The organism is Bacteroides caccae, from assembly GCF_002222615.2.
In the GTDB taxonomy this organism is placed as follows: domain Bacteria; phylum Bacteroidota; class Bacteroidia; order Bacteroidales; family Bacteroidaceae; genus Bacteroides; species Bacteroides caccae.
In genome coordinates this window covers 1,031,727-1,054,209 of the sequence record NZ_CP022412.2, presented here as the reverse complement: position 1 = coordinate 1,054,209, position 22,483 = coordinate 1,031,727, and the positions used below count along the sequence as shown (strand labels likewise).

Below are 22,483 nucleotides of genomic sequence, written 5' to 3'. Positions count from 1 at the left end.
TATTAATTAAATTATTCTTAGTAGGCTATCTCATATTTCTTTTACTGCTCATACGCACCACAACCTTTCCTTTACCACCTTCCAATCCACATTCTGCCTCCAACATATTGTAACCTTCAATGGGATATTCACCCTTATAGGTATTCTTTGCCGGATAAGTTTTAAAGGTAGCTCCTGCCGGAGCGATGATTTCCATATAAAAATGTTTGCCTTCATGCGTCAAGCGTACCCGGTTCTCTTTTACTTCCACTTGTGCCTTGGTGGAAGCTATCCATGAGACTATAGACTGCGGGCTGAGTAAGTCCACTTCATCCATTATCTCTATTGTGTAATCATTTAACAATTTGAACGTGCGGAATACAGAAGAAGCCTGATCTTTGTATAGAGTAGTCATATCCAGCTTTACAGAAGGCTGCTTCGCATCTGTATGCTCTTCGCAAACAAATGCCTCGCCATTGGCATACTGAATCTTATGGTCGATACTCAACGTATTATGGGAAAAATTGTTATTACGGAAATACTTCCAACGTTGTCCGTCAGGACGTCCGTCCCAAAATCCCGGTAGGGCATAATCATCAGCTCCCAGATCCTCTGTCCAACAAACCCCATTGCTTTCAACAATGAATGTACCTCCATCCAAATGTTGATGCGCTTGACGAGGTTCTCCACCCTTGGCTATCAAAAATAGAGAACCTTTCTTATTTCTATTCCCATTGAAAACTATTATATCATTAATTGTGTTGTGGTATATTTCTAAAGCAGGTATTTTCTCCACTTTTTTAGGTGAAGCATTGTCAAACCAAGGAAGTGACAGAAAGAAAAGCTGATGTAGAAGTAAATTATCCTGCATGGTCAATTTTAACTTTTCCCGATACCATTCAGCCACTTCAGGTTGGTTATACATACGGCTGAATAAGAAAAATGCCGGAGAATTTTGAGCATCAGCCCCCGCATTACCGAAATTAAAAAGACGACCGGACGGAGTAAGTGTCCGTTTTTGATAAAGCGCCGTGCGCTCCAAGCCGGGTAGTTGTGCTATACCTCCCTTTCCATTGTCATTATCAGCCACCGCCTTTAGGTAGAGAGTTAAATAACTGGTAGTATATCCCCAATAAGCAGGGCCCTCATAGCATACGCCATCCGGAGCAAAATGTTTCAGGCAGTTGGGCATATACTTGGCAGCATTATCAAGAATGACAGCGGCCTCTTTCGGATAATCTTCTGCAATACCCAAAGCGGCCAGCACCATACCAGTGTTACATACCACGTTCCAATTGGTTTCTCGTTTCGCCCAACTTCCCAAGCTACCCTTTTCGTATTCACGCAACACACGAACAATGGCACGTTCGTACAAACATTTCTTTACCAAGTCTTTAGTCGAAGTAGGCAGCGCATCATACAACCAGTCATAAGCAATAGCTACGGCAGTTGCCATTTCCGCAGTATCCAAATAGTGAGGTGGATCCCAGTCGGGATAGTTACACACCCACAATAAAGCCTCGTTGGCGGCATCCAAGTATTTCCGCTCACCGTAAAGACGGTAAGCTAATGCAAGCGTACCCAAGCGGTTCACATAGGATCGGGATGTCCACAATATATTACCATATTTATCCTTTAAATAAGGTTTCTGCGGAGTAATCACCAATGTATCCGCTTTCGCTTTCAAGAACTCCGCCAACTCACCGGCAAGCCGATTGTTTTGTATCAACTGCTTCACAGCAGCTTCTTCTGCACCAGTGAACAGCAAGCGAGGGTGATTGGAAAGAAAGCGTTGCTGACCATACATATTGCAAACAAAAAGCAACATGAATACAACAACAGTGCATCTGCCCATATTTGCAATCGAATTAAAAAATAGATTTCTCATATTGAAAGAATTAAATGCAACTCCCGTGAATTGTTTTTATGTCATACAAAAACTAATCTGTCAATTTTGTCACATCCATACTCGGTTTCGGATAGTTTTTAGAAGCAATGTAGTGCTTTGTTTCCTCAATCATCTTGGGAGTGACCTCAAAATCATAGTTACCATAATCGCCTACGTGAAATTTTCCGGTCTGAAAGAACCCCCACGCATCGAAAAAGTCCGTAAGATCTGTTTTCAGGAAATCACAGCAAAGCTTAATATATTCATACATATTATGAATAGATGCATTACCTGCCCCTTTATGAGGTTGGTTACGTAAATGCTCCATCAGGTCGGCATAGAAATCCTTATAACCAATCTTATCGGCATAGATTTGAATTTGCCAGAAGGGTATCAACTTATGGAAAGGATCCTTCACACACATGATAAACTGCTTTTCTGGCGCATTAAGTACTTTACTAAAAGCAACCTCATAAATATGACGCTTACTCAAACGGCTGGAATCACCCAAACTCATAGTACCATACATGGAGAAAAGATTATTACTCACTTCTGTCATTCCTCCCCAAGTAAGCCAAGGACGCATCTGCATCACGTGTCCTATCTCATGATGAATACCCCAGTTAGTTGTCACTTCCGGACCTATCGCTGCCTTCATAGTGCCATCTGTACCCTCAAAAGCTACACCGTCACCATCGCGAAACATAAAATAGTTAAAGTTGACACGCGCCAGAATACGCTTCTTTGGTATACGATTATATTTCGTGGCACCCGAGAAATCGTATTGTACCTGCATTACCTTGTCATAATTCTCAGCCAGTTCCTTGCCTTTGCCATAAGTCAACTTTTTTAATTGCTCCACAGGGTATGCTAGTTGAATATATTTCCCCTTCACATCCATAACAGGGCTGACCGCATTATCTAATAGACGGTTCCAGTCTTCGTTACTCTGTACAGTAGCGTCAAAGTACCCATTTACCTTCCCAGTTACAAAGTGAATGGTAACTGCCGGTGCAGTGTCGGGGTCATCCGCGAAATAGTCTACATACACATTACCGGCTTTCTTCACATTGATTACGTTCACACCTTCGTGTAACAGTATCTCTTGTTTTTTCAGTCCCCAGCCTTCGGGGTCTTTTGTCGGTTGATAGCCTAGAGTCGGTTGACGCATCCAGTCTGGAATGAGCAGTCCTACGGTGCGTCCGTGAAGGTCACCCACCAATACTACATTTTCTCCAGCTTCCAAATAGACCCCGGTAATGTTTTCGTAACGACTGTATCCGTTGGTGAGTTTGAGTTGTTGCTCCAGTACCTTATTTGAGGGTATAGGCTTATAACTCTGTAACAAGTAGGCCGAGTTATAATCACCTCTCAGCATTTTCTCGGCCAATTGCTTCATTAGCTGGGATTCCATGCCTTTCAAATGTTTGTCTTTAAAGTTCTTAGACAGAGATGATGCTGTCCAATCAGTAAAGTTAGTAAGGTCCTTGTTTACTTGATAGGTGGAGTAAGAGGGTGTTTGCGCATAGAGTACCCCCGCCAAACTACAAAAGGCAGCCACTGTCCACTTGCGAAGTTGTTTCATATTTATAACGTAATAAAGATTAATTTATATACAAAGATAAATAAAAGACCGCCTATTCTAACAGGTTGTGCTAAAATAAGCAGCCTTCATTTCAAATAGCGCCTCTATTTTATTTAATAGAAGCGGCTATACGACTACCATCATATTGTACGGCCATCAACTTATATCCATTTTCCCAAGCAGTATTCATCTTATAGGATTTCTTACTACCTTCAAATACACAAATAAGTTTATTGTCGGCATTGAGCACTTCGAAAGCTACTACATTTTGCCAGTTATTAACGGTAATAGTAGAAGTGGTGATTCCTTCATCGTTGGTTTCTTCTTGATATGAAGCTATACCGGCTATAACATTCTTCTTATCCTTGAAGATATCTACGGTGTTATCTACAATATATTCTACAGCATCTGTACATTTAGGTAATCCCAAGGCAACGATACGATTTCTTACATTGGCTATCTCTGTTTCAGTGATGGTGAATTGTTTGTTGGTATAATCACCAATCATCATATCGATGGGTGATAAGAATCCCCACTTCTCAAAGAAACCAGTCAAGTCCATACCAGCCGATACGCAACTATTATAAACAAATTCGAGTTGGCACAAACCATCGGTTGTCGGATTAGCTGTGGTACGTACTTTCTCATAGATGTCTGCATAGAAACCTCCGTGATCGGTCCGTTTCATCGGAGTGTTTCCTTTCACTTCGCCAAAGTAGAGTTCCAATTGCCAGAACGGAACTAATTTGTTGAATACATCGCTTTCGGCATTATGTGCCTTTTGACCTGCCATAATGCTATTGAAAGCCGACACATAACGATCCTGAACAGTCAAACGTGACGGCTCGTTGTAGACCTTAGTTTGTACATAAATGGCAGTAATGTTGTTTGTTACCTCTGTCATGCCATGCCATTTCAATCCCGGACGAGTTTGATGAATATGTCCCAATTCGTGTGCAGGTCCCCAACAATTGGCCGCCATTTGGGTCTCATCAGCCAGATAATTCAAACTACTTTCAATGTAGGCTGTATGATAATCGGTAGCATACATAAATGAGCCACTATTATAATGGACATGGAAATAACTACGATTATGAAACATACGATCATACTTTTCCAATCCCAAGAACTCTTGCTGACGATAAATCATATCATCATAAAGGTTAATCAGGTTATCTACATCCTTAGTATAATTCAAGAAACTGCGCGTAGTAAACGTAAGATGCACATATTTACCTATCACATCAAAGTGAGTATCTACACTATTATTGAGTAACTCTTTCCAACGTCCTTTCAGTTTTGGATTTTGACTATCGTAATATCCATTTACCTTACCCGATGCAAAATGCAGAGTGATTTCAGGGGCATTTTCATAATCATCTTTGTGATACATCACATACACAAGTCCTTTCTCTTTAATGCTAATAGTATTAACACCGTTTACAATGGTATATTCCGTTCCTCCAAATCCATCTTGTCCTGGTTTGTCGAGATTCTGTACACGGATATTCACTTTATCCAATCCATTCAAATCGGCCATTACTACCAAGTTCTCTCCGGCAGGAACAAAGATTCCTGTTGGATTATCAAGTAAACTATATTTAGCTGTTTTATTAACAGCAGCATCGATATCAGGATGCGGATAAGCCTTATAGTTGGCAATACGGAACTCACGTTGGTACTCATTATTATACATAAACCAAGCCAAAGTCTTGTAAAATGAACTCTTACAATTCAAAATATCCTCTTCGGTGACGGTAGGCTTCAAGTCAGTGCAAGCGATATCAGTAAACAGTTCATCATATTTGAAAGCATTGGGATCTTTTTGGAAGAACTGCATTTCTTGACACCGCAATGGTTTGCTCATATTATAGCAAGTACTGATAGTAAATTTTACCTTTGTCACATTGCTTTGGGAAGCATTGAAGTCTGCACGTGTAGAGTTGGCGTTATCAAATGTCCCTTCGTATACTTTCACATATTCTGCACTACGTGTTTTATTAACATCGGTCAACACTTCAATCTTCACATCTTTAAAACGATTAGCAGAATAGGTACAATGATAAATGATGTAGTCCAAATCTACCGGTTCATCAAAAGTATATTCAATATACTGAGGATATACCAATCCTATTGGAGCTTTCCAATTCGCTTGCCATTCGGTAGTCAAATCATTATCGAAAGTTGCATCATAATTTCCACCGGGCACACCACCATCACCTTCCGCACTGTTGGGAAACAGTTGAATATCGTTGCCCTCTTCAGGTGCAACAGGTTCGTAAACATCCAGTCCTTTTTGCACCACATTAATAACGGTTGGCTCCAAGTCGGACATTTCATCACTATCGGCAAACACAATTTCACCCATACGTTTTGCTCCCTTGTTACTCTCTATTTTAAAGAGGTATTGTTTGGTAACAGTTTCCTGCGGAGCACGGGTATCAGGTTGAGTCTCTTTTATTATCCAATCGGGGAGGGTAATAATATAGTCTACATTCGAAGTTACTTCCACCAATACTTTATCTCCGGCAGCATCGATATTCATGTTCTGAGGAGATACCAAAATAGCTTGTTGGTAACCTAACTGCGCTACACGTACAGTATCTGTTTGAGAAAATGCCTTTACATAGAATTCACCTCTACGCACATATTTGTCTTCACTCAAAATAACACTTACAATCAAATTGTCATCTTCATTACGAGTCACACTACACCAGCCTTGTAGTTCTTTGCTCAATTCTACAGTCCATTCTTCGTTACAACGAACCTCCAGTATCCGTTCTCCACTGTTTTGGTCAAAGTTCACATTGTAGCTGTCTAAGAGCAAAAACGGAGTGAGCGGTATATCAAAATTATAATCGTCACAGCCAGTTAATATAGTCATCCCAAAGAACACCATTATAACCCAACCAGCTATTTTTTTTAATAAATTACTCTTCATAGTATATTTTCTTTCTGTATTAGATACTTTATTTGCCTTCCCCCTCATCCCTAATAGACATGAGAGAGAAAGCTTTTTCTTTAATTATAGTAAGGGTTTTGCACAATATGCGGGCATTTGTTAATTTCCTGATAAGGAATTGGCATTAGATATTGTCCCTTATGGAAATTTCGCGGTAATGGAAGATCCATCGGAGTAAAATCTTCCACCTTAGTAGCATTAGTATTCAGTCCGCGATCGGGCATTCCACAATGTTGCTCTGCTATTTTCCAACGACGAATATCGAAGAATTTATGACCTTCTAAATATAACTCGTTCATACGTTCTGCACGTACAATCTCTCGCATCCCCTCTTGAGTGTTTTGGTAACCAGGATTAGTAGAATACTTATCCCAAGCCTCATCTACACTAGGAATACCGGCACGTTCGCGTACTTTATCCAAATATACTTTAGCTTCGGATAAACGATCCAACTCAACTAAAGCTTCAGCATAGTTTAAATAAAGCTCTGCAAGACGGAATAACGGAAATGGATATTCTATTACATTCCATTCAGCGGACGGTACAACACCCTTTTTATTTCCAAATCCAGAAATAGAATACTCCTGATCGGTACGATTACCACGACCATGAGGATCATCTCTCAACAAATGGATTCTGATAGCACGCTTAGCCGGATCAGCACTAATTTCTTCATTGTTATATTTACCAAATTCAAAATATCCATTATGATAGGTAGTCCACGCATAAAATCGGGGCTCACGATCGGTGCAAAGACGCATTACCTTATCACTACTAGGAGTAAAATTAGCATATTTCACAAGATCCTCATAATTGTTTCCATCACAATTTTCCGGAGCACTAATATATTCATAACGTTCGTCATAGTCGAACGTTTTATCCTTATTTATTGGAAGCCCGTTTTTAGTGTAAAATGCTTCAATGGTTTGCAAAGTAGGACAGTTAGTCATACTGATACCAGCAAACTTACCACCGAGCGTCTGACGAGGCGGACAGCGACGCTGTATTCCATAATAGTCATCATTACGTGTGTCAGCCCAAATAATTTCCGGATTATTCCCTGTCTGATTGTCGATATTGGTATATCTCAATCTTCGTTGTGCTTTATTGGGAAGTCCCGGTTTAGCATCACTTGGTTCACCGGCATCCGCATCGTGATAGAGATGGAATTTAGCTTTTTCCACTTCATCAATTGCATACTTTGTTTGGGTAGCACTTATTTCCCATTTTGCTTGACTTTTCTCTTGAGCTATTAACTGACGTCCATCTAACGGACTACGGAAATCGGCATACATTTCTGTGTTTCCATTATAGAGCGGTGAAGCAGCATAGAGGTAAACTCTGGATTTCAATGCTAATGCTGCAAGACGTGTGGCACGACCATAATCTTTTCCACTCCATGTAGTAGGTAGTCCGCCTTCAGACATTGCTTCATCCAATTTTTCGTTAATAAAGGCCACTACTTCGTCTATACTACTACGTTCGGGAAAACCACTAATGGGTGTTTCTAAATCTATAACACTGCGAATAATCATGGTCGGACCATACGAACGCATAGACAAGAAATGATAATAAGCTATCAAAAAATTAGACTCTGCCAAATATTGTTTTTTCATTTCGTCTGTTACATATTCGTTGGACACTTGTTTCAAGCTTTCTTGGAACATGTAGCATTGATGAATACCATTCCAAATAGTAGACCATGTATTACTAGTAAATCCCAAACTGACAGGACTATAATAACCGTATTTGAAAGTGGTAAACAATTCTTTGGTAACAGCTGTGAGTTCTTCCGCAAGCCAATAACTGTTACCGAAAGTTCTGTTAGCCGGTAAATAGCCATAACAAGAATAGAGATATCCTCTTACCGCACCTTCCGTCTTCCAAGTATCCGATTCTTGTGCACGTTCATCGGGGACAATGTCTAGATAATCGCAAGAACTAAGTTGCCCCATCATTCCCAATACGATTAAAAATTTTGCTATCTTTTTCATATAGAATTCTTATTTATTATTAAAGGTTACTTGAATACCAAAATTGATGATACGTTGAGTGGGGTACTTCATACCACTACCGCTCCCCATTTCAGGATCCCAATAATCGAAAGGGGAAAATGTCAACAGATTCTGTCCGCTTAAGTAGAAGCGCCAGCCTTTGAAAGTATAACCCACTTCGGCATTTTTCAGTTTCAAAAACGAACCATTACGTAACCAATAGGTTGAGTTTTGTGTATTATTGCCATTGTTTTCCAATGTCAAACGCGGATATTTGGCATCAATATTTTGGTTTTCAGTAGTCCAGTGGTCATCGGCTATGTATTTAAACAAGCCGCGGATACGTGCCTCACCAAAAGGATGGATACCACTCATCAAAATTGAAGTCTTAGCTACTCCTTGAAAGAAGAAAGAGAAATCCCATTTCTTGAATTTGATAGAAGGACCAAAACCATATACTATTTCCGGGTCTTGCGGATTGCCCACATAACGTCGGTCATTGCCATCAATCACATTATCATATTCACCACGGTAGTTAGGAAGATTATGATACCAAATATCCCCAGGTTGTGGAGTGTATCCCAAAGCTTTTTGATCGGGGTTATTATGGATGGTCTTTTCATCGGGGAATAATCCGTTGTCAATATAGAGCAAATATTGCCCTAATGAATGCCCTACCGATGACAAGTTAGGATATTCTTGGAAAGGAGGCTCATCTCGTTCCAAAATGGTATTGTGCGCATAGGTGAATGTTCCCTTGAAAGAGAGAAAAAGATCTTTGTTCACCTGTTTGTTATAATCTATCGACAAATCCATACCTATATTTTTCATCTTACCTAAGTTAGCATATACCGTTGCTCCGCTCAAACCCAAGAAATCGGGGATTGTACTACCTCGACTCAAGAAGATGTCTCTACGAGTCTCTTTGAATGCTTCGACTGTCAGATTAAAACTATTATAAAGTTGAAGATCAATACCTACATTTATCTTTTCTCCTATTTCCCATCCCAAATTTGGATTAAAGAAACGAGACCATTTAGGTCCCTTGTAAGTTACCCTGTTTCCACCGACACCTGTAGTGTATCCAGGACTACCACCCAAATCAATATCTTCAAGATAAGTAAATCGTCCGGCTCCGGTATTATCATTACCTACCAATCCCCACGATCCACGCAGTTTTAAGTTGGAAATCACAGGACGAATATTATCCCAAAATTTCTCATTTGATATGTTATATCCTACAGCGATAGATGGGAAGAAACCATAGCGGTTACCTGATGCAAAGTTTTCCGAACCATTGTAACCAAAGTTAGCTTCAGCCATATAGCGACCATCGTAAGCATACGACACACGTCCGGCAATACCCTGTTTGCGCTCAGGCAGTGAGGAAAAAAGGTCAGTCACATTATTTGTATTGTACTGCTGACGATTAAACAAAAACATGGCATTCACATCGTGTACACCGCCAAAGGTATGTTTATAGTCTAAAGTAGCTTGCAGATAGAGTTTACGGTTACCGCTATGCGAGCCCGAGGTTTTAATAGCAGTACCACGTTCATTGCCCGTTCTACGAAGAGTATATTCACCGGTTTCGTCATTTTGAGAAGCGACCTCAAAAGCATTATAGTCACTCACACGAGTGGCATTACTGCTTGAATGGTTTTTGTAAGAGAATAATCCATTGAATGTCAATCCTTTTATAAACATACCCAAATCCTGCTGCAACTTAAAATTGGCAGTAATAATACTGGTATGGTTTGTTTTGTATCCGGTCACGTAGTCAGCTACAGGATTCATATATCCACCGGTAGCAAATGGGCCCCCACTTTTATCCCCCCACATAATATCTTCGGTATCATATCCATAACCAGCAGGAAAAGAAACAGGATAGTCTACAGGATTGTGTTCCATAGTAGATGCAAATAAAGAACTTGTACTAGCATTCGGTCCTTTCCAATCTTTAATAGAGGCATTCAAACCCAATGACAGTTTAGTAGTAGGAGTCGCTTGTACATTCAAGTTATTAATAAAATCGTAGTTGGTTACATTGATGTTATTATTATAGCTGAAACCATATTTCTCGCTCAACGAGTTCAAGTTACCATCGCTGTGTTTCACACCCACACTCATAAAGTAGTCCATTTTTTTGTTACCTCCACGAATATTGAAGTTGGCACGCTGGGCAAAAGCATTTTTTTTGAACATCTCATCATACCAATCTACATTAGGATAAAGATAGGGATTGAGTCCGGCACGTGTTCCTTCTATCTTTTCCCTACTATAGGGAGTAGCAGCCGAAGTGGGGCGAGCGGCTCCTTCATTATAAGCTTCCATATAGGTTACACCATCAGCCATTTCAGGAACTTTGGTTAGCGAGGTCAAGGCTCCCTCTAAGCGAAAGTTAATAATAGGCTTGTCGAGATCTTTACCACTTTTGGTAGTAATAATCATTACACCATTGGCGCCGCGTGTACCATATAGCGCAGTAGCAGTAGCATCTTTCAAGATAGAGAAACTCTCGATAGCTTCAGCATCGAGTGAATTCAATTCAGTACTGCTGATTTCCACACCATCCAAAATAATAAGTGCACCAGTTGCGCCACTAAAGGTAGATTTACCGCGAATCCAGAAACTGGCCCCATCGGCACCCGGTTCACCACTACGTTGTACAGCAATGACACCCGAAAGACGTCCGGCAAATGAAGTAGACAAACTAGAAGAAGGTACCTTTAATTCAGCAGGTCTCACCTGTGTCACAGCACCAACCAAACTTTCTTTCTTTTGTCCTACGCCAAAAGCAGTCACAACCACTTCATCCAATGATTCAGTAGCTTCACTCAACTCAACTGTATAAGTCTTCAAATGACTTATACTGATTTCTTTGCTCTCATACCCCAAATAAGAAATGATAAGCACATCTCCTTTTGATGCTTTCAAAATAAATTCACCATCAAGATTAGTAGTAGTACCAACAGTAGTTCCCTTTACTTTGACAGCTGCACCAATAACTGGTTCACTCGTTTTTCCATCCAAAACAACACCTCGGATTTCGCCCGTTTTTTGTTGTGCTCCCATAGAATTAACTAAAATCACCTCATTTCCATTTACTCCATTTGCGAATGAAGAATTCGAAATGAAACAAAGACCTAAAGTCAACAAAGGAAGCGCACTAAGAATTATGCCACTTTTCTTTTTCATAATAATAAAGAGTTTTTTGTTTTCATAATAAAAGTTTTATTTTAGATAAAGGGTTAATTATTTACAGGCACAAAAGTGAATAATTCCATTCAAATAAAGAGGATATTTCATCTATTTCAGGTACTGAATTTGTCTTCTCCATGAAAAAAATCTATTTTAACACAACAGAGAGAGGATTAACGATTTCTTTCCTAAAAAAGCTTCTTACCGGACAAAACGTTAAAAACAAAAGTGAAAACACAAACTCCCCTTCGAATGGACGGAATATCCCCCTACCTATTTTATATAGGAATAACTTTGCAGCATAAAAACATCTAACATATAATATCTAATAACATGATTAAATTTATAAAGAAGAATCCGGCAATCCCCCAAAGATGGATTGTACTTACTGCATTGGCATATTCACTAACTGCCGCACAAGCTCAAACGCCCCAAGCAGAAAAAGCATTTATCAAAGAGAATATGGAATTCGCCACCAAACAATATAGTTTGATGATGCAAACCCCTGCACAAGGAAAAAATGGAAAAGCTATCATGCCACACAGTATACGCAAAGACGGTACTCCCAGCAAAGGAAGTATTTACCTTTGGACAGCAGGCTTTTTCCCTGGTACATTATGGTATCTATCAAACTACACAGGCGACAAAGCTTTGCAAGACTCTGCCTTAGTTTATACACATCAAATGGAACCCGCAAAGACCTTCACAGACAATCATGATATTGGATTCATGATGTATTGCAGCTATGGTAATGCCAATCGCTTCGCACCAAAAGACGAATATGAGGACATATTAGTAGAATCGGCACGTTCACTCTGTACACGTTTCCGCCCTCAAGCAAAAGTCATTCAATCATGGAATGGATTTCGCAGTTGGCACGGTGACAAAGTATATGATTTTCCTGTTATCATCGACAATATGATGAATCTAGAACTATTATTCCATGCCTCCAAAGTGACGGGTGATGAAAGTTTTCGTAAAGTGGCTATTTCACATGCAGAACAAGTAATGCACCATCAAGTACGTAAGGACTACAGTTGCTTCCACATCATATATTATGATAAAAAAACAGGCAAGCCCATCAAAGGAGAGACTTCTCAGGGATATTCAGATAATTCAGCCTGGTCACGTGGACAAGCTTGGGGAATCTATGGATTTACCATGTGTTACCGTGAGACGAAAGACAAACGCTTCTTGAAAACTGCAGAAAAGATGGCAGACTTCTACCTTGATCATCCCAACCTTCCTTCCGACAAGGTTGCCTGGTGGGACTTTAACGCCTTTCAAGAAGGTTACACACCCGGTATCCGTTCCAACGCCTGCAAAATGGTAAATAACTACCGCGACGCTTCCGCCGCAGCCTGCGTAGCTTCGGCATTACTGGAACTGAGTACTTATAGCAAAGGTAGCAAAAGCAAGAAATATCTGGAAAGTGCCAAACAGATTCTACATGCACTAGGTAGTACCAACTACCGCGCCGAGCTAGGTAAGAATGCAAACTTTATACTGATGCATAGTGTAGGTGCCGTACCTCACAATTCAGAAATAGATGTGCCGCTAACGTATGCCGACTACTATTTCATCGAAGCTTTACATCGTTATAACCGAATGCTGGACGGAAAAAGTCCACTATAAATAAAAGGAAAAAACATGAAAAGAAAGAATTATCTAATCTGTTTACTAACGGCTATAATACTACTGCCAATAGGAGTACAAGCCAAAGACAAGAAAAAAGGAAAGAAGAATATTCCCATGACGGAAATTCAAACCACTGGCACCCAAGATCGCGCCATATGGGTAAAGCTACTTTGGAAAATATCATATCCTGTCATCCATAACCTCGCAGAAGGAACACTACACCAGAATATGCCCATTGAGACCCGTAGCGGTGAAACAGCAGGCTACAAAGACATGACACATCTGGAAGCTGTAGGCCGCACACTCGCCGGGGTTGCCCCTTGGCTAGCACTCCCCGATGATGATACAGAAGAAGGCAAACTACGCAAGCAGATGCGTGAAGAAGTACTGAAAGGATTAAAAAATGCAGTAGATCCTGCATCACCCGACTTACTGAACTTCACCAAACACGCTCAACCTATCGTAGATGCCGCCTATCTGGTACATGCCTTCCTCCGCGCCCCCAAAGCTTTATGGGAACCATTGGATGAAGTTACAAAAGAACGCTATATTAAATCCTTCCAATCCTTACGTGATCGTACTGGTGCTTACAACAACTGGTTACTCTTCACCGGACTAACAGAATCATTTCTGTTGGGAAAAGGTGTACAATACGACCAGTTCCGTATTCGTGTAAGTAAAAACAAGGTAAAAGAATGGTATGTAGGCGATGGCTGGTATAGTGATGGTCCATCATTCAGTATGGATAATTATAACGCCTACGTGATGCATTCTATGATGGTAGCTATGCTGGAAAATCTTTTACCTAAACGTTGGGCAAGTCAGAAGGAGCTAGACGAAGCTATGAACCGCATGATACGCCACTCTGAATTTTGTGAACGTATGATAGCTCCCGATGGCACATATCCCGCTTTCGGACGTTCGGTTACTTATCGTACCGCTGCATTCCAATCGTTAGCAGACGTAGCTCTACGCAAAAAATTGCCCTCACACGTTTCTCCCGCCCAAGTACGTTGCGCCCTGACTGCCGTACACCGAAATATGTATGAGGGAAATCAGAACTTCGATAAGGATGGTTGGTTAGTGCTCGGCTTCAACGGTCATCAGCCAGAATGTGCTGATGGTTATACCTCCACTGGCAGCCTTTATATGGCAACCTTAAGTTTTCTACCTCTCGGTCTTCCCGCTGATGATCCGTTTTGGACAGATGCATACGCAGATTGGACTAGCAAAAAAGCTTGGAAAGGAGGACATCTACACAAAGATTACAAAGTGGAATACTAAAACAGGGTTATCAAATGGTCCAGAAACCAACCTTTATAACTTAGCAAGGCATGAAAATTTGTATATAAACAATAAAAATGTTGTGATTAAATAACCAATTACCATCCTCCTGTATTATCCTCTAGTATAACGGTATAGAGTTAATACAAGGGGATGGATCCAAATGGTTTAATCCGTATACCACTATCTTTTACTGCATAGCAATCTCACAATACTACCTGTAAATCAGCGTTGACAAATATTCCTCAGCAAACATCTCATTGGCAACTTCCAACAAAGTCTCTGCAGTCAAAGCCTCTATACGTTTAAAGACAAGCTCGGATGATTCGTACTTATGGTAATGCAGGAAAGTTTTCGCCATGCCCAACGCATTATTCTCAAAATTATCGGAGGCCACCCCGATTTGTCCGATCAACTGCTTCTTGGCTGCCGCCAACTGAGAAGAAGTCATTTTCACATCCCGCATTCGTTTCAGTTCCTTATAGGTCAATTTCAAACAAGTATCCATATCTTCAATATCCGTCCCGAAGTAGATGCAGAAAGCACCTGTATCGGTATAAGAAGTCAGATTGGATTCGACATTATAAACCAATCCCCTGCGTTCACGAAGAGAAACATTCAGTTTGCTGTTCATTCCAGGACCGCCGAGGATATTATTCAGCAGATAGAGTGCGGTACGTTTGTCGTCGTATGCATTATATCCACGGCTACCAATCATTACATGTGCCTGATGTGTGTCTTTAGTTACCGTTAAATGTTCAGGAATATAAAGAGGCGGAGGCGTACGGCGGTTCTCAATTTCCACAGCAGGAATATCCGACATATATTTTTCTGCCAGACGGATAATTTTCTTGAAATCATATTGTCCTTGAACGAAAAATACCATATTCCCCGGCTGATAGAACCGACGGGTAAAGGACAGGACATCCTCCGTGCGAAAACTCCTCAGAAGTTCCGGTTTCCCCAGAATGTTTCTTCCCAGCGGATGATTACGGAATATCATATCTTCAAAATCATCGAAGATCAATTCGGAAGGATTGTCTTCATAGGATTGGATTTCGTCAATAATCACTTCTGTTTCCTTTTCAATCTCATGTTGCGGAAAAGTAGAATGGAATACAATATCCCCCAGTAGCTCAAGCGCACGTTCCAGATGTTCTGTCAGGAAGGCGGAATAGACAACCGTTTCTTCTTTATTCGTATAAGCATTGAGGTCACCGCCTACATTCTCCATTCGGTTGAGAATATGCCAAGCTTTCCGTTTCACCGTTCCCTTAAAAATAAGATGTTCTACAAAATGAGCCATTCCCTGTTCATTTGCCGCTTCATCACGGGTGCCGGCATCAATCGCAAAACCACAATAAGCTACTTTTGAAAGCGTCGGTTCATGGATAATACGCAGGCCATTAGGTAATGTATATTCGTTGCAATGCATTGTTTTCTACTTCCTTATTGAATTAATGCCACAAAAATACAATAAAACTTATTGCTGTTTATAGAAAATTGCAGATATTTGTGGACTATAACAGTTACAACGTATATGGAAAAGATAGGAATTTTCTGTTCTGCCTCTGAAAACATTGACAAAATGTACTTCGAAAGTGCTCGCCGAATAGGCGAATGGATAGGACAGACAGGCAAAACGTTGATTTACGGAGGAGCCAACCTCGGACTTATGGAATGCGTAGCACGCACCGTAAAAGAAAACGGGGGTAAGGTCATTGGAGTAGTCCCGACCAAACTGGAAGAAAATGGTAGAGTAAGCTCTCTACTGGACGAGGTGATTCATACCCGCAACCTGAGCGACCGCAAAGATATAATGACGGAAAAGTCGGATGTATTGGTGGCACTGCCTGGAGGCGTAGGCACACTCGACGAAGTTTTCCACGTTATAGCTGCCGCTTCTATTGGCTACCACCACAAGAAAGTTATCTTCTATAACGAATATGGTTTCTACAACGAGCTGCTGAAAGCACTCAAAACCTTGGAAGAAAAAGGCTTTGCCCGCCAACCTTTCTCAACCTATTACGAAATAGCAAACACTCCGGATGAACTAAAAGAAAAAATAAACTGATCATATGATAGACTCCATTAAACAACTTTTGCAACAGGAAGCACAAGCTGTGCTCAATATCCCTGTAACAGACGCTTATGAGAAAGCAGTACAACTTATTGTTGAACAGATACATCAGAAGAAGGGAAAACTAGTAACTTCCGGTATGGGGAAAGCCGGACAAATTGCGATGAACATTGCTACCACTTTCTGTTCTACGGGTATTCCCTCTGTATTTCTGCACCCTAGCGAAGCACAACATGGTGACTTGGGTATCCTGCAGAAAAATGATTTGCTCCTGCTTATCTCCAACTCCGGCAAGACGCGTGAAATCGTCGAACTTACCCAACTTGCTCACAATCTGGACCCGGAACTGAAGTTTATCGTTATCACGGGAAATCCAGATAGTCCGTTGGCGCACGAATCGGATGTTTGCCTGAGTACCGGTAAACCTGCCGAAGTTTGTACGCTGGGTATGACTCCTACTACTTCGACTACTGCCATGACTGTTATCGGTGATATTCTGGTAGTACAGACCATGAAGGAAACCGGATTCACCATTGCCGAATATTCGAAACGCCACCACGGAGGTTATCTGGGAGAAAAATCAAGATCACTATGCGAAAAGTAATCGGTATCGGAGAAACAATCCTCGACATCATCTTTCGAGGCGACCAGCCTTCCGCAGCCGTACCGGGAGGCTCTGTATTCAACGGCATCGTATCCTTAGGCCGGATGGGAGCAAACGTCGGTTTCATCAGCGAAACCGGTAACGACCGCGTGGGAAACATTATCCTGCAATTCATGCGTGACAACAATATCCCGACCGACCATGTGAATGTATTCCCTGACGGGAAATCACCGGTATCTCTGGCTTTTCTCAATGAGCAAAGTGATGCCGAATATATCTTCTACAAGGATTACCCCAAACAACGTCTCGATGTCCTGTTCCCAAAACTGGAAGAAGACGACATTGTCATGATAGGCTCCTACTACGCCTTGAATCCGGTATTGCGGGAAAAGATTCTCGAACTGCTCGACCAGGCGCGCGAGAAAAAAGCTATTATCTACTATGACCCCAACTTCCGTTCTTCACACAAAAACGAAGCGATGAAACTCGCTCCCACCATTATCGAGAATTTGGAATATGCGGATATTGTACGAGGCTCATTGGAGGACTTTTTCTATATGTACGGCATGCAGGACGCGGACAAGATATACAAGGATAAAATCAAATTTTACTGTCCTCGGTTTATCTGTACTGCGGGAGGAGAAAAAGTATCACTCCGTACAAATTTAGTTAATAAAGATTATCCGATAGAACCATTGGAAGCTGTCAGTACCATTGGAGCAGGTGACAACTTCAATGCCGGGCTGATCTACGGATTACTTAAATACGACGTCAGATATCGTGATTTGAACAACCTGAACGAAGCAACCTGGGATAAGGTTATCCAGTGCGGAAAAGACTTTGCCGCAGAAGTCTGCCGGAGTTTCAGCAACTCCGTATCCGTAGAATTTGCGGAAAGCTATAAATAATACCCGCGAAATAGAATAGCGGTACAATATTTTATTAACTGATAAATGATAGTTGATTCAACTATATTGACTATCTTTGCACCCGAAATAAAAGATATACAGAGATTTAATGAAGACATTTGAAGAGCTTGGCGTTTCTCCGGAGATACGTAGAGCAATTGAAGAAATGGGATACGAGAATCCCATGCCGGTACAAGAGGAAGTGATTCCGTACCTTTTAGGAGAAAATAATGATGTAGTAGCTCTTGCACAGACAGGAACAGGTAAAACAGCCGCATTCGGCCTGCCCTTGCTCCAACAGATTGACGTAAAGAACAGAATTCCACAATCGCTTATCCTCTGCCCTACTCGTGAGCTTTGTCTCCAGATAGCAGGAGATTTGAACGATTATTCCAAATACATTGACGGGCTGAAAGTACTCCCGGTATACGGTGGTTCTTCTATTGACAGTCAGATACGCAGCCTGAAACGCGGTGTACATATCATCGTGGCCACTCCCGGACGTTTATTGGACTTAATGGAGCGCAAGACCGTATCCTTGTCCACTATTCGCAACGTGGTAATGGACGAAGCGGACGAAATGCTGAATATGGGATTTACGGATAGTATCAATGCTATTCTTGCCGATGTTCCCCAAGAACGTAATACGTTGCTTTTCTCTGCAACAATGAGCCCGGAAATTGCGCGTATCTCAAAGAACTATCTGCGCAACGCTAAAGAAATCACTATCGGCCGCAAGAATGAAAGTACCAGCAACGTAAAGCACGTTGCCTATACCGTTCATGCTAAAGATAAGTATGAAGCACTGAAGCGTATCGTAGACTATTATCCGCAAATTTACGGTATCATTTTCTGCCGCACACGTAAGGAAACACAAGAAATTGCAGATAAACTGATGCAGGAAGGTTATAATGCCGACTCATTGCACGGTGAATTGTCACAGGCACAACGTGACGCCGTGATGCAGAAATTCCGTATCCGTAACCTGCAACTGCTCGTTGCTACGGACGTAGCTGCCCGCGGGCTGGACGTGGACGACCTGACACACGTCATCAATTACGGATTGCCGGATGATACGGAAAGCTATACTCACCGTAGCGGACGTACAGGACGTGCCGGCAAGACAGGTACTTCTATCGCCATTATCAACCTGCGTGAGAAAGGGAAAATGCGTGAAATTGAACGTATTATCGGCAAGAAGTTTATTCCCGGAGAAATGCCGACGGCAGCAGGAATTTGCCAGAAACAGTTACTTAAAGTAATTGACGACCTCGAGAAAGTAAAAGTAAACGAAGAGGAGATTTCTGAATTCATGCCCGATATTTACCGTAAGCTAGAATGGTTAAGTAAGGAAGACTTGATTAAACGAATGGTTTCTCACGAATTTAACCGCTTTGCCGAATATTACCGCAACCGCGCAGAAATAGAAGTACCGACCGATAGCCGTGGCGAACGTACCGGAAGAGGTGACCGAAAAGAAGGTGGTTTCGAAAAAAGAAGCCGGAAAGCTGCTCCGGGCTTCAACCGTTTATTCATTAACTTGGGCAAAACGGACAGTTTCTTCCCCAGTGACCTCATCGGCTTGCTGAATAGCAATACACGTGGACGCATTGAATTAGGACGTATCGACTTAATGCAGAACTTCTCTTTCTTTGAAGTTCCCGAAAAAGAGGCTATCAATGTCGTAAAAGCTCTAAGCCGTGCGAAATGGAACGGACGGAAAGTCGTAGTAGAAGTATCTAGTGAAGAAGGCGGAAAAGGACATGAAAACGGTTCAAGTGAACGCAAAGGCGGAAAACGATTCGGCAAAGGAGAAGATCGTACTCCACGCTACGACAATAAAGATAGAAAAACAAAAGATGCTTCTACCAAAGGTCCAAAATCCGGCAAAAAAGAAAAACCGAGTCGTGCAGAACGAGGCTATTCGGATGCTCGCGGTCCAAAAAAGAAAGACGACTGGCAGGAATTCTTTAAAGACAAAGAACCAGACTTCAGTGAAGAAGGGTGGGCACGCAGAAAACCAAAGAAATAAAAACTTTCAAAGCAAAAACCATAGAATTCCCCTTTTGAGGGAATGGTTACTTCTTTAAAAAAGTTGTACCAAAAACGTTTATATAACCTTTTATAAGGTGAGTTCAATATAAACTTAATGATTATGCTTCCCTTCCTTTGGAAAGGAAAGAGAAGCATGAGAATGAAGTTATATCAAACTCACCTTATTTTTAATTCTTTTATCAGATTCCCCGCTTTCCCGTATTTCTCGATAATAAAGAGCATATAACGCACATCCACACCGATACATCGTTGTAAATCGGGTTCAAATACAATATCACTGCTCATGGCTTCCCAATTGCCGTCAAACGCCAGACCGAGCAACTCTCCCTTACCGTTGAACATGGCACTGCCGGAGTTTCCTCCTGTTATATCATTGTTGGAGATAAAGCAGACATTCATATCTCCCTGTTCGTTGGCATACCTGCCGAAGTCGCGGGAAGATAATAAAGACAAGAGTTCCGGCTGCACGGCAAAGTCAATGTCTCCGGCATGCTCTTTTACCTTCTCAAAGATACCTTTCACTGTTGTATAATAGCCGTAAGTAGCCCCGTCGAAAGGAGAATAACCACTGACCGTCCCGAAACTAAGCCGCATGGTCGAATTGGCGTCGGGATAGAAATTACGGTCGGCATACATACGGCGCATGGCATCATTGAATAAGCGCTCTCCCTGTTCGATCTGCTCGGAAGCTTCGGAAATACTCTGGTTCATCTCATAATATTTCACAATCAGGTCAAGACTCAAAGATACGGCAGGGTCTTCAATCAGATTATACGTCGTATCCCGTTCCAGAAAGCGTTTCAAACCTTTAGGCGAGGTTATATTGGATGTTGCATACAAGGAGTCTACATAGGCTTGGATATTCCCGTTATAGAGCGTGTCGATCTTATCGTACATAGCGGGAAGATATTTCTTGTCCACTTTCGTTTGATACTCTTTCAGCATGGCGGCAAAGACTTCCTTGTCAATGGCAGTATCCAGGTTGTCATACTTTTCCAACAGCTTCTTCATACGGCTTACCACTTGCTTTTCTTCCGCCTCAAAGTCGAAGTTCAGAATTTCAAGCGCAAGCTGAACCAATTCAGGACCATTGATAAATGCTTCACCGAAATAAGCCAAGGCACGGTTTATCTCACGACGATTGCCATAATTCAGCTCCAGGGAAGAGAATAAACGAATAAGTTTCTCCCTTTCTTCGGGATGCGCCTGAATCCATTCGCGCAGTGCAGCCTCGGCAGCACGTTTCTTTTCCAGCACTTTCAGGTGTTGGATCGCTTTATTGGTTCCGATACTATTCTTCCAGTAATTAGAGCTTTCATCGTACTTTGAGGCATACTTGATACGGATGTCCGGACGACGGTCCATTTCCCGCTTCCAGATAGCCTGTTTCACTCCACGCACGTCAATCATAGCCTGATTGATGCCGTTCATCATCTCCTCGATGCCATACGAAGAGAGATAACGCTCCGTACTCCCCGGATAACCGAGCGTCATACAGAAAGAGCCTTCCTTATATCCTTCCAAAGAGACAGGAGCTACATATTCGGGATGATAGGGCACATTGTCCGAAGAATAATCCGCCGGACCGTTCTGAGTGTTCGCATAGATACGGAATACGCTGAAATCGCCCGTATGACGCGGCCACATCCAGTTGTCCGTATCCCACCCGAACTTACCGACAGAGGAAGGGGGAGCAAATACCAGGCGGACATCATTATAATCACGGTAAACAGACAGCCAGAACTCATTTCCCGCATAGTAGGCGTCAACAATACCCGTCAACGTGGAGTCCTTTTCCGATACTTCCATCCCGATTACATTCATCACAGAATCGACTACCACCCGCCGCTCGGATTCCGTCTTGGCGTGTTTGGCGGCAGACAATACCCGCTTGGTCACATTTTCCGTACGAAGCAGGAAACGGACATATAACTCGGGATTCGGCAGTTCTTCTTCGAGGCTACGGGCCACAAAACCGTCTTTCAGATAATCATGTTCTACCGAAGAATGCTGCTGGATACTACTGAAACCGCAATGATGATTGGTGAACACCAACCCGTCTTCCGATACGACTACTCCCGAACAAAAGCCACCGAAACTGACAACGGCATCCGCCAGACACGGCTTCTTCGGATTATATAATTTATTTACAGGCATCTGCAAACCAAGTTCTCTCATTACCCGGTCTGTTTGCTTATTCTTCTTAAGATTTCCCAATAGCCACATTCCCTCATCGGCAAAAGCATTCGACAAGCAAAGAGCAAGGACAATAACTGCGGTCAGTCTGAATTTCATGCTATTATTT

The 22,483-nt window shown here is 41.8% G+C and carries 13 protein-coding genes; 6 read left to right on the top strand and 7 right to left on the bottom strand.

Annotation, left to right across the window (positions count from 1 at the left end):
- Positions 1 to 25 precede the first annotated feature (25 nt).
- From CGC64_RS04095 to CGC64_RS04075, 5 genes are all read right to left on the bottom strand, one after another.
- On the bottom strand, positions 26 to 1,867 hold the full coding sequence (locus CGC64_RS04095; RefSeq protein ID WP_005676920.1) for a heparinase II/III domain-containing protein: 1,842 nt from the start codon (positions 1,865 to 1,867) through the stop codon (positions 26 to 28).
- 52 nt (positions 1,868 to 1,919) lie between these two features.
- Positions 1,920 to 3,452: a M60 family metallopeptidase gene (locus CGC64_RS04090; protein ID WP_005676919.1), complete on the bottom strand. Its 1,533-nt coding sequence runs from the start codon at positions 3,450 to 3,452 to the stop codon at positions 1,920 to 1,922.
- A gap of 109 nt (positions 3,453 to 3,561) precedes the next feature.
- Positions 3,562 to 6,393 (bottom strand): M60 family metallopeptidase, encoded by a 2,832-nt coding sequence (locus CGC64_RS04085; protein WP_032855099.1) that lies wholly within the window; start codon positions 6,391 to 6,393, stop codon positions 3,562 to 3,564.
- An 80-nt stretch (positions 6,394 to 6,473) separates the two neighbouring features.
- On the bottom strand, positions 6,474 to 8,408 hold the full coding sequence (locus tag CGC64_RS04080) for a RagB/SusD family nutrient uptake outer membrane protein (RefSeq protein ID WP_005676917.1): 1,935 nt from the start codon (positions 8,406 to 8,408) through the stop codon (positions 6,474 to 6,476).
- Positions 8,409 to 8,417: 9 nt separating this feature from the next.
- Positions 8,418 to 11,606, bottom strand: coding sequence for a SusC/RagA family TonB-linked outer membrane protein (locus CGC64_RS04075; protein WP_005676915.1), 3,189 nt, complete (start codon positions 11,604 to 11,606; stop codon positions 8,418 to 8,420).
- A 336-nt stretch (positions 11,607 to 11,942) separates the two neighbouring features.
- Here CGC64_RS04075 and CGC64_RS04070 point away from each other — a divergent pair, with 336 nt between their 5' ends.
- The gene (locus CGC64_RS04070; RefSeq protein ID WP_005676913.1) at positions 11,943 to 13,244 is read left to right on the top strand and encodes a glycoside hydrolase family 88 protein; all 1,302 of its coding nucleotides are present in this window, start codon (positions 11,943 to 11,945) and stop codon (positions 13,242 to 13,244) included.
- A gap of 15 nt (positions 13,245 to 13,259) precedes the next feature.
- Complete coding sequence (locus CGC64_RS04065) at positions 13,260 to 14,531, top strand: DUF2264 domain-containing protein (protein ID WP_005676912.1); 1,272 nt, start codon at positions 13,260 to 13,262, stop codon at positions 14,529 to 14,531.
- A 214-nt stretch (positions 14,532 to 14,745) separates the two neighbouring features.
- Here the strand turns inward: CGC64_RS04065 and CGC64_RS04060 are convergent, their stop codons facing one another.
- Positions 14,746 to 15,966, bottom strand: coding sequence for a M16 family metallopeptidase (locus tag CGC64_RS04060; protein ID WP_005676911.1), 1,221 nt, complete (start codon positions 15,964 to 15,966; stop codon positions 14,746 to 14,748).
- A 105-nt stretch (positions 15,967 to 16,071) separates the two neighbouring features.
- On the opposite strand from CGC64_RS04060, the gene CGC64_RS04055 reads away from it, so the two are divergent.
- The 4 genes from CGC64_RS04055 to CGC64_RS04040 all read left to right on the top strand — a co-directional run bounded on the left by CGC64_RS04055 (position 16,072) and on the right by CGC64_RS04040 (position 20,155).
- On the top strand, positions 16,072 to 16,605 hold the full coding sequence (locus tag CGC64_RS04055) for an LOG family protein (RefSeq protein WP_005676910.1): 534 nt from the start codon (positions 16,072 to 16,074) through the stop codon (positions 16,603 to 16,605).
- 4 nt (positions 16,606 to 16,609) lie between these two features.
- On the top strand, positions 16,610 to 17,215 hold the full coding sequence (locus CGC64_RS04050) for an SIS domain-containing protein (protein WP_005676909.1): 606 nt from the start codon (positions 16,610 to 16,612) through the stop codon (positions 17,213 to 17,215).
- The gene (locus tag CGC64_RS04045; protein ID WP_005676908.1) at positions 17,203 to 18,123 is read left to right on the top strand and encodes a carbohydrate kinase family protein; all 921 of its coding nucleotides are present in this window, start codon (positions 17,203 to 17,205) and stop codon (positions 18,121 to 18,123) included. The genes CGC64_RS04050 and CGC64_RS04045 overlap by 13 nt, the downstream gene beginning before the upstream one ends.
- Before the next feature lie 109 nt (positions 18,124 to 18,232).
- Positions 18,233 to 20,155: a DEAD/DEAH box helicase gene (locus tag CGC64_RS04040; RefSeq protein WP_005676907.1), complete on the top strand. Its 1,923-nt coding sequence runs from the start codon at positions 18,233 to 18,235 to the stop codon at positions 20,153 to 20,155.
- 179 nt (positions 20,156 to 20,334) lie between these two features.
- On the opposite strand, the gene CGC64_RS04035 is transcribed toward CGC64_RS04040, so the two are convergent.
- Complete coding sequence (locus tag CGC64_RS04035; RefSeq protein WP_005676906.1) at positions 20,335 to 22,473, bottom strand: S46 family peptidase; 2,139 nt, start codon at positions 22,471 to 22,473, stop codon at positions 20,335 to 20,337.
- Positions 22,474 to 22,483 lie beyond the last annotated feature (10 nt).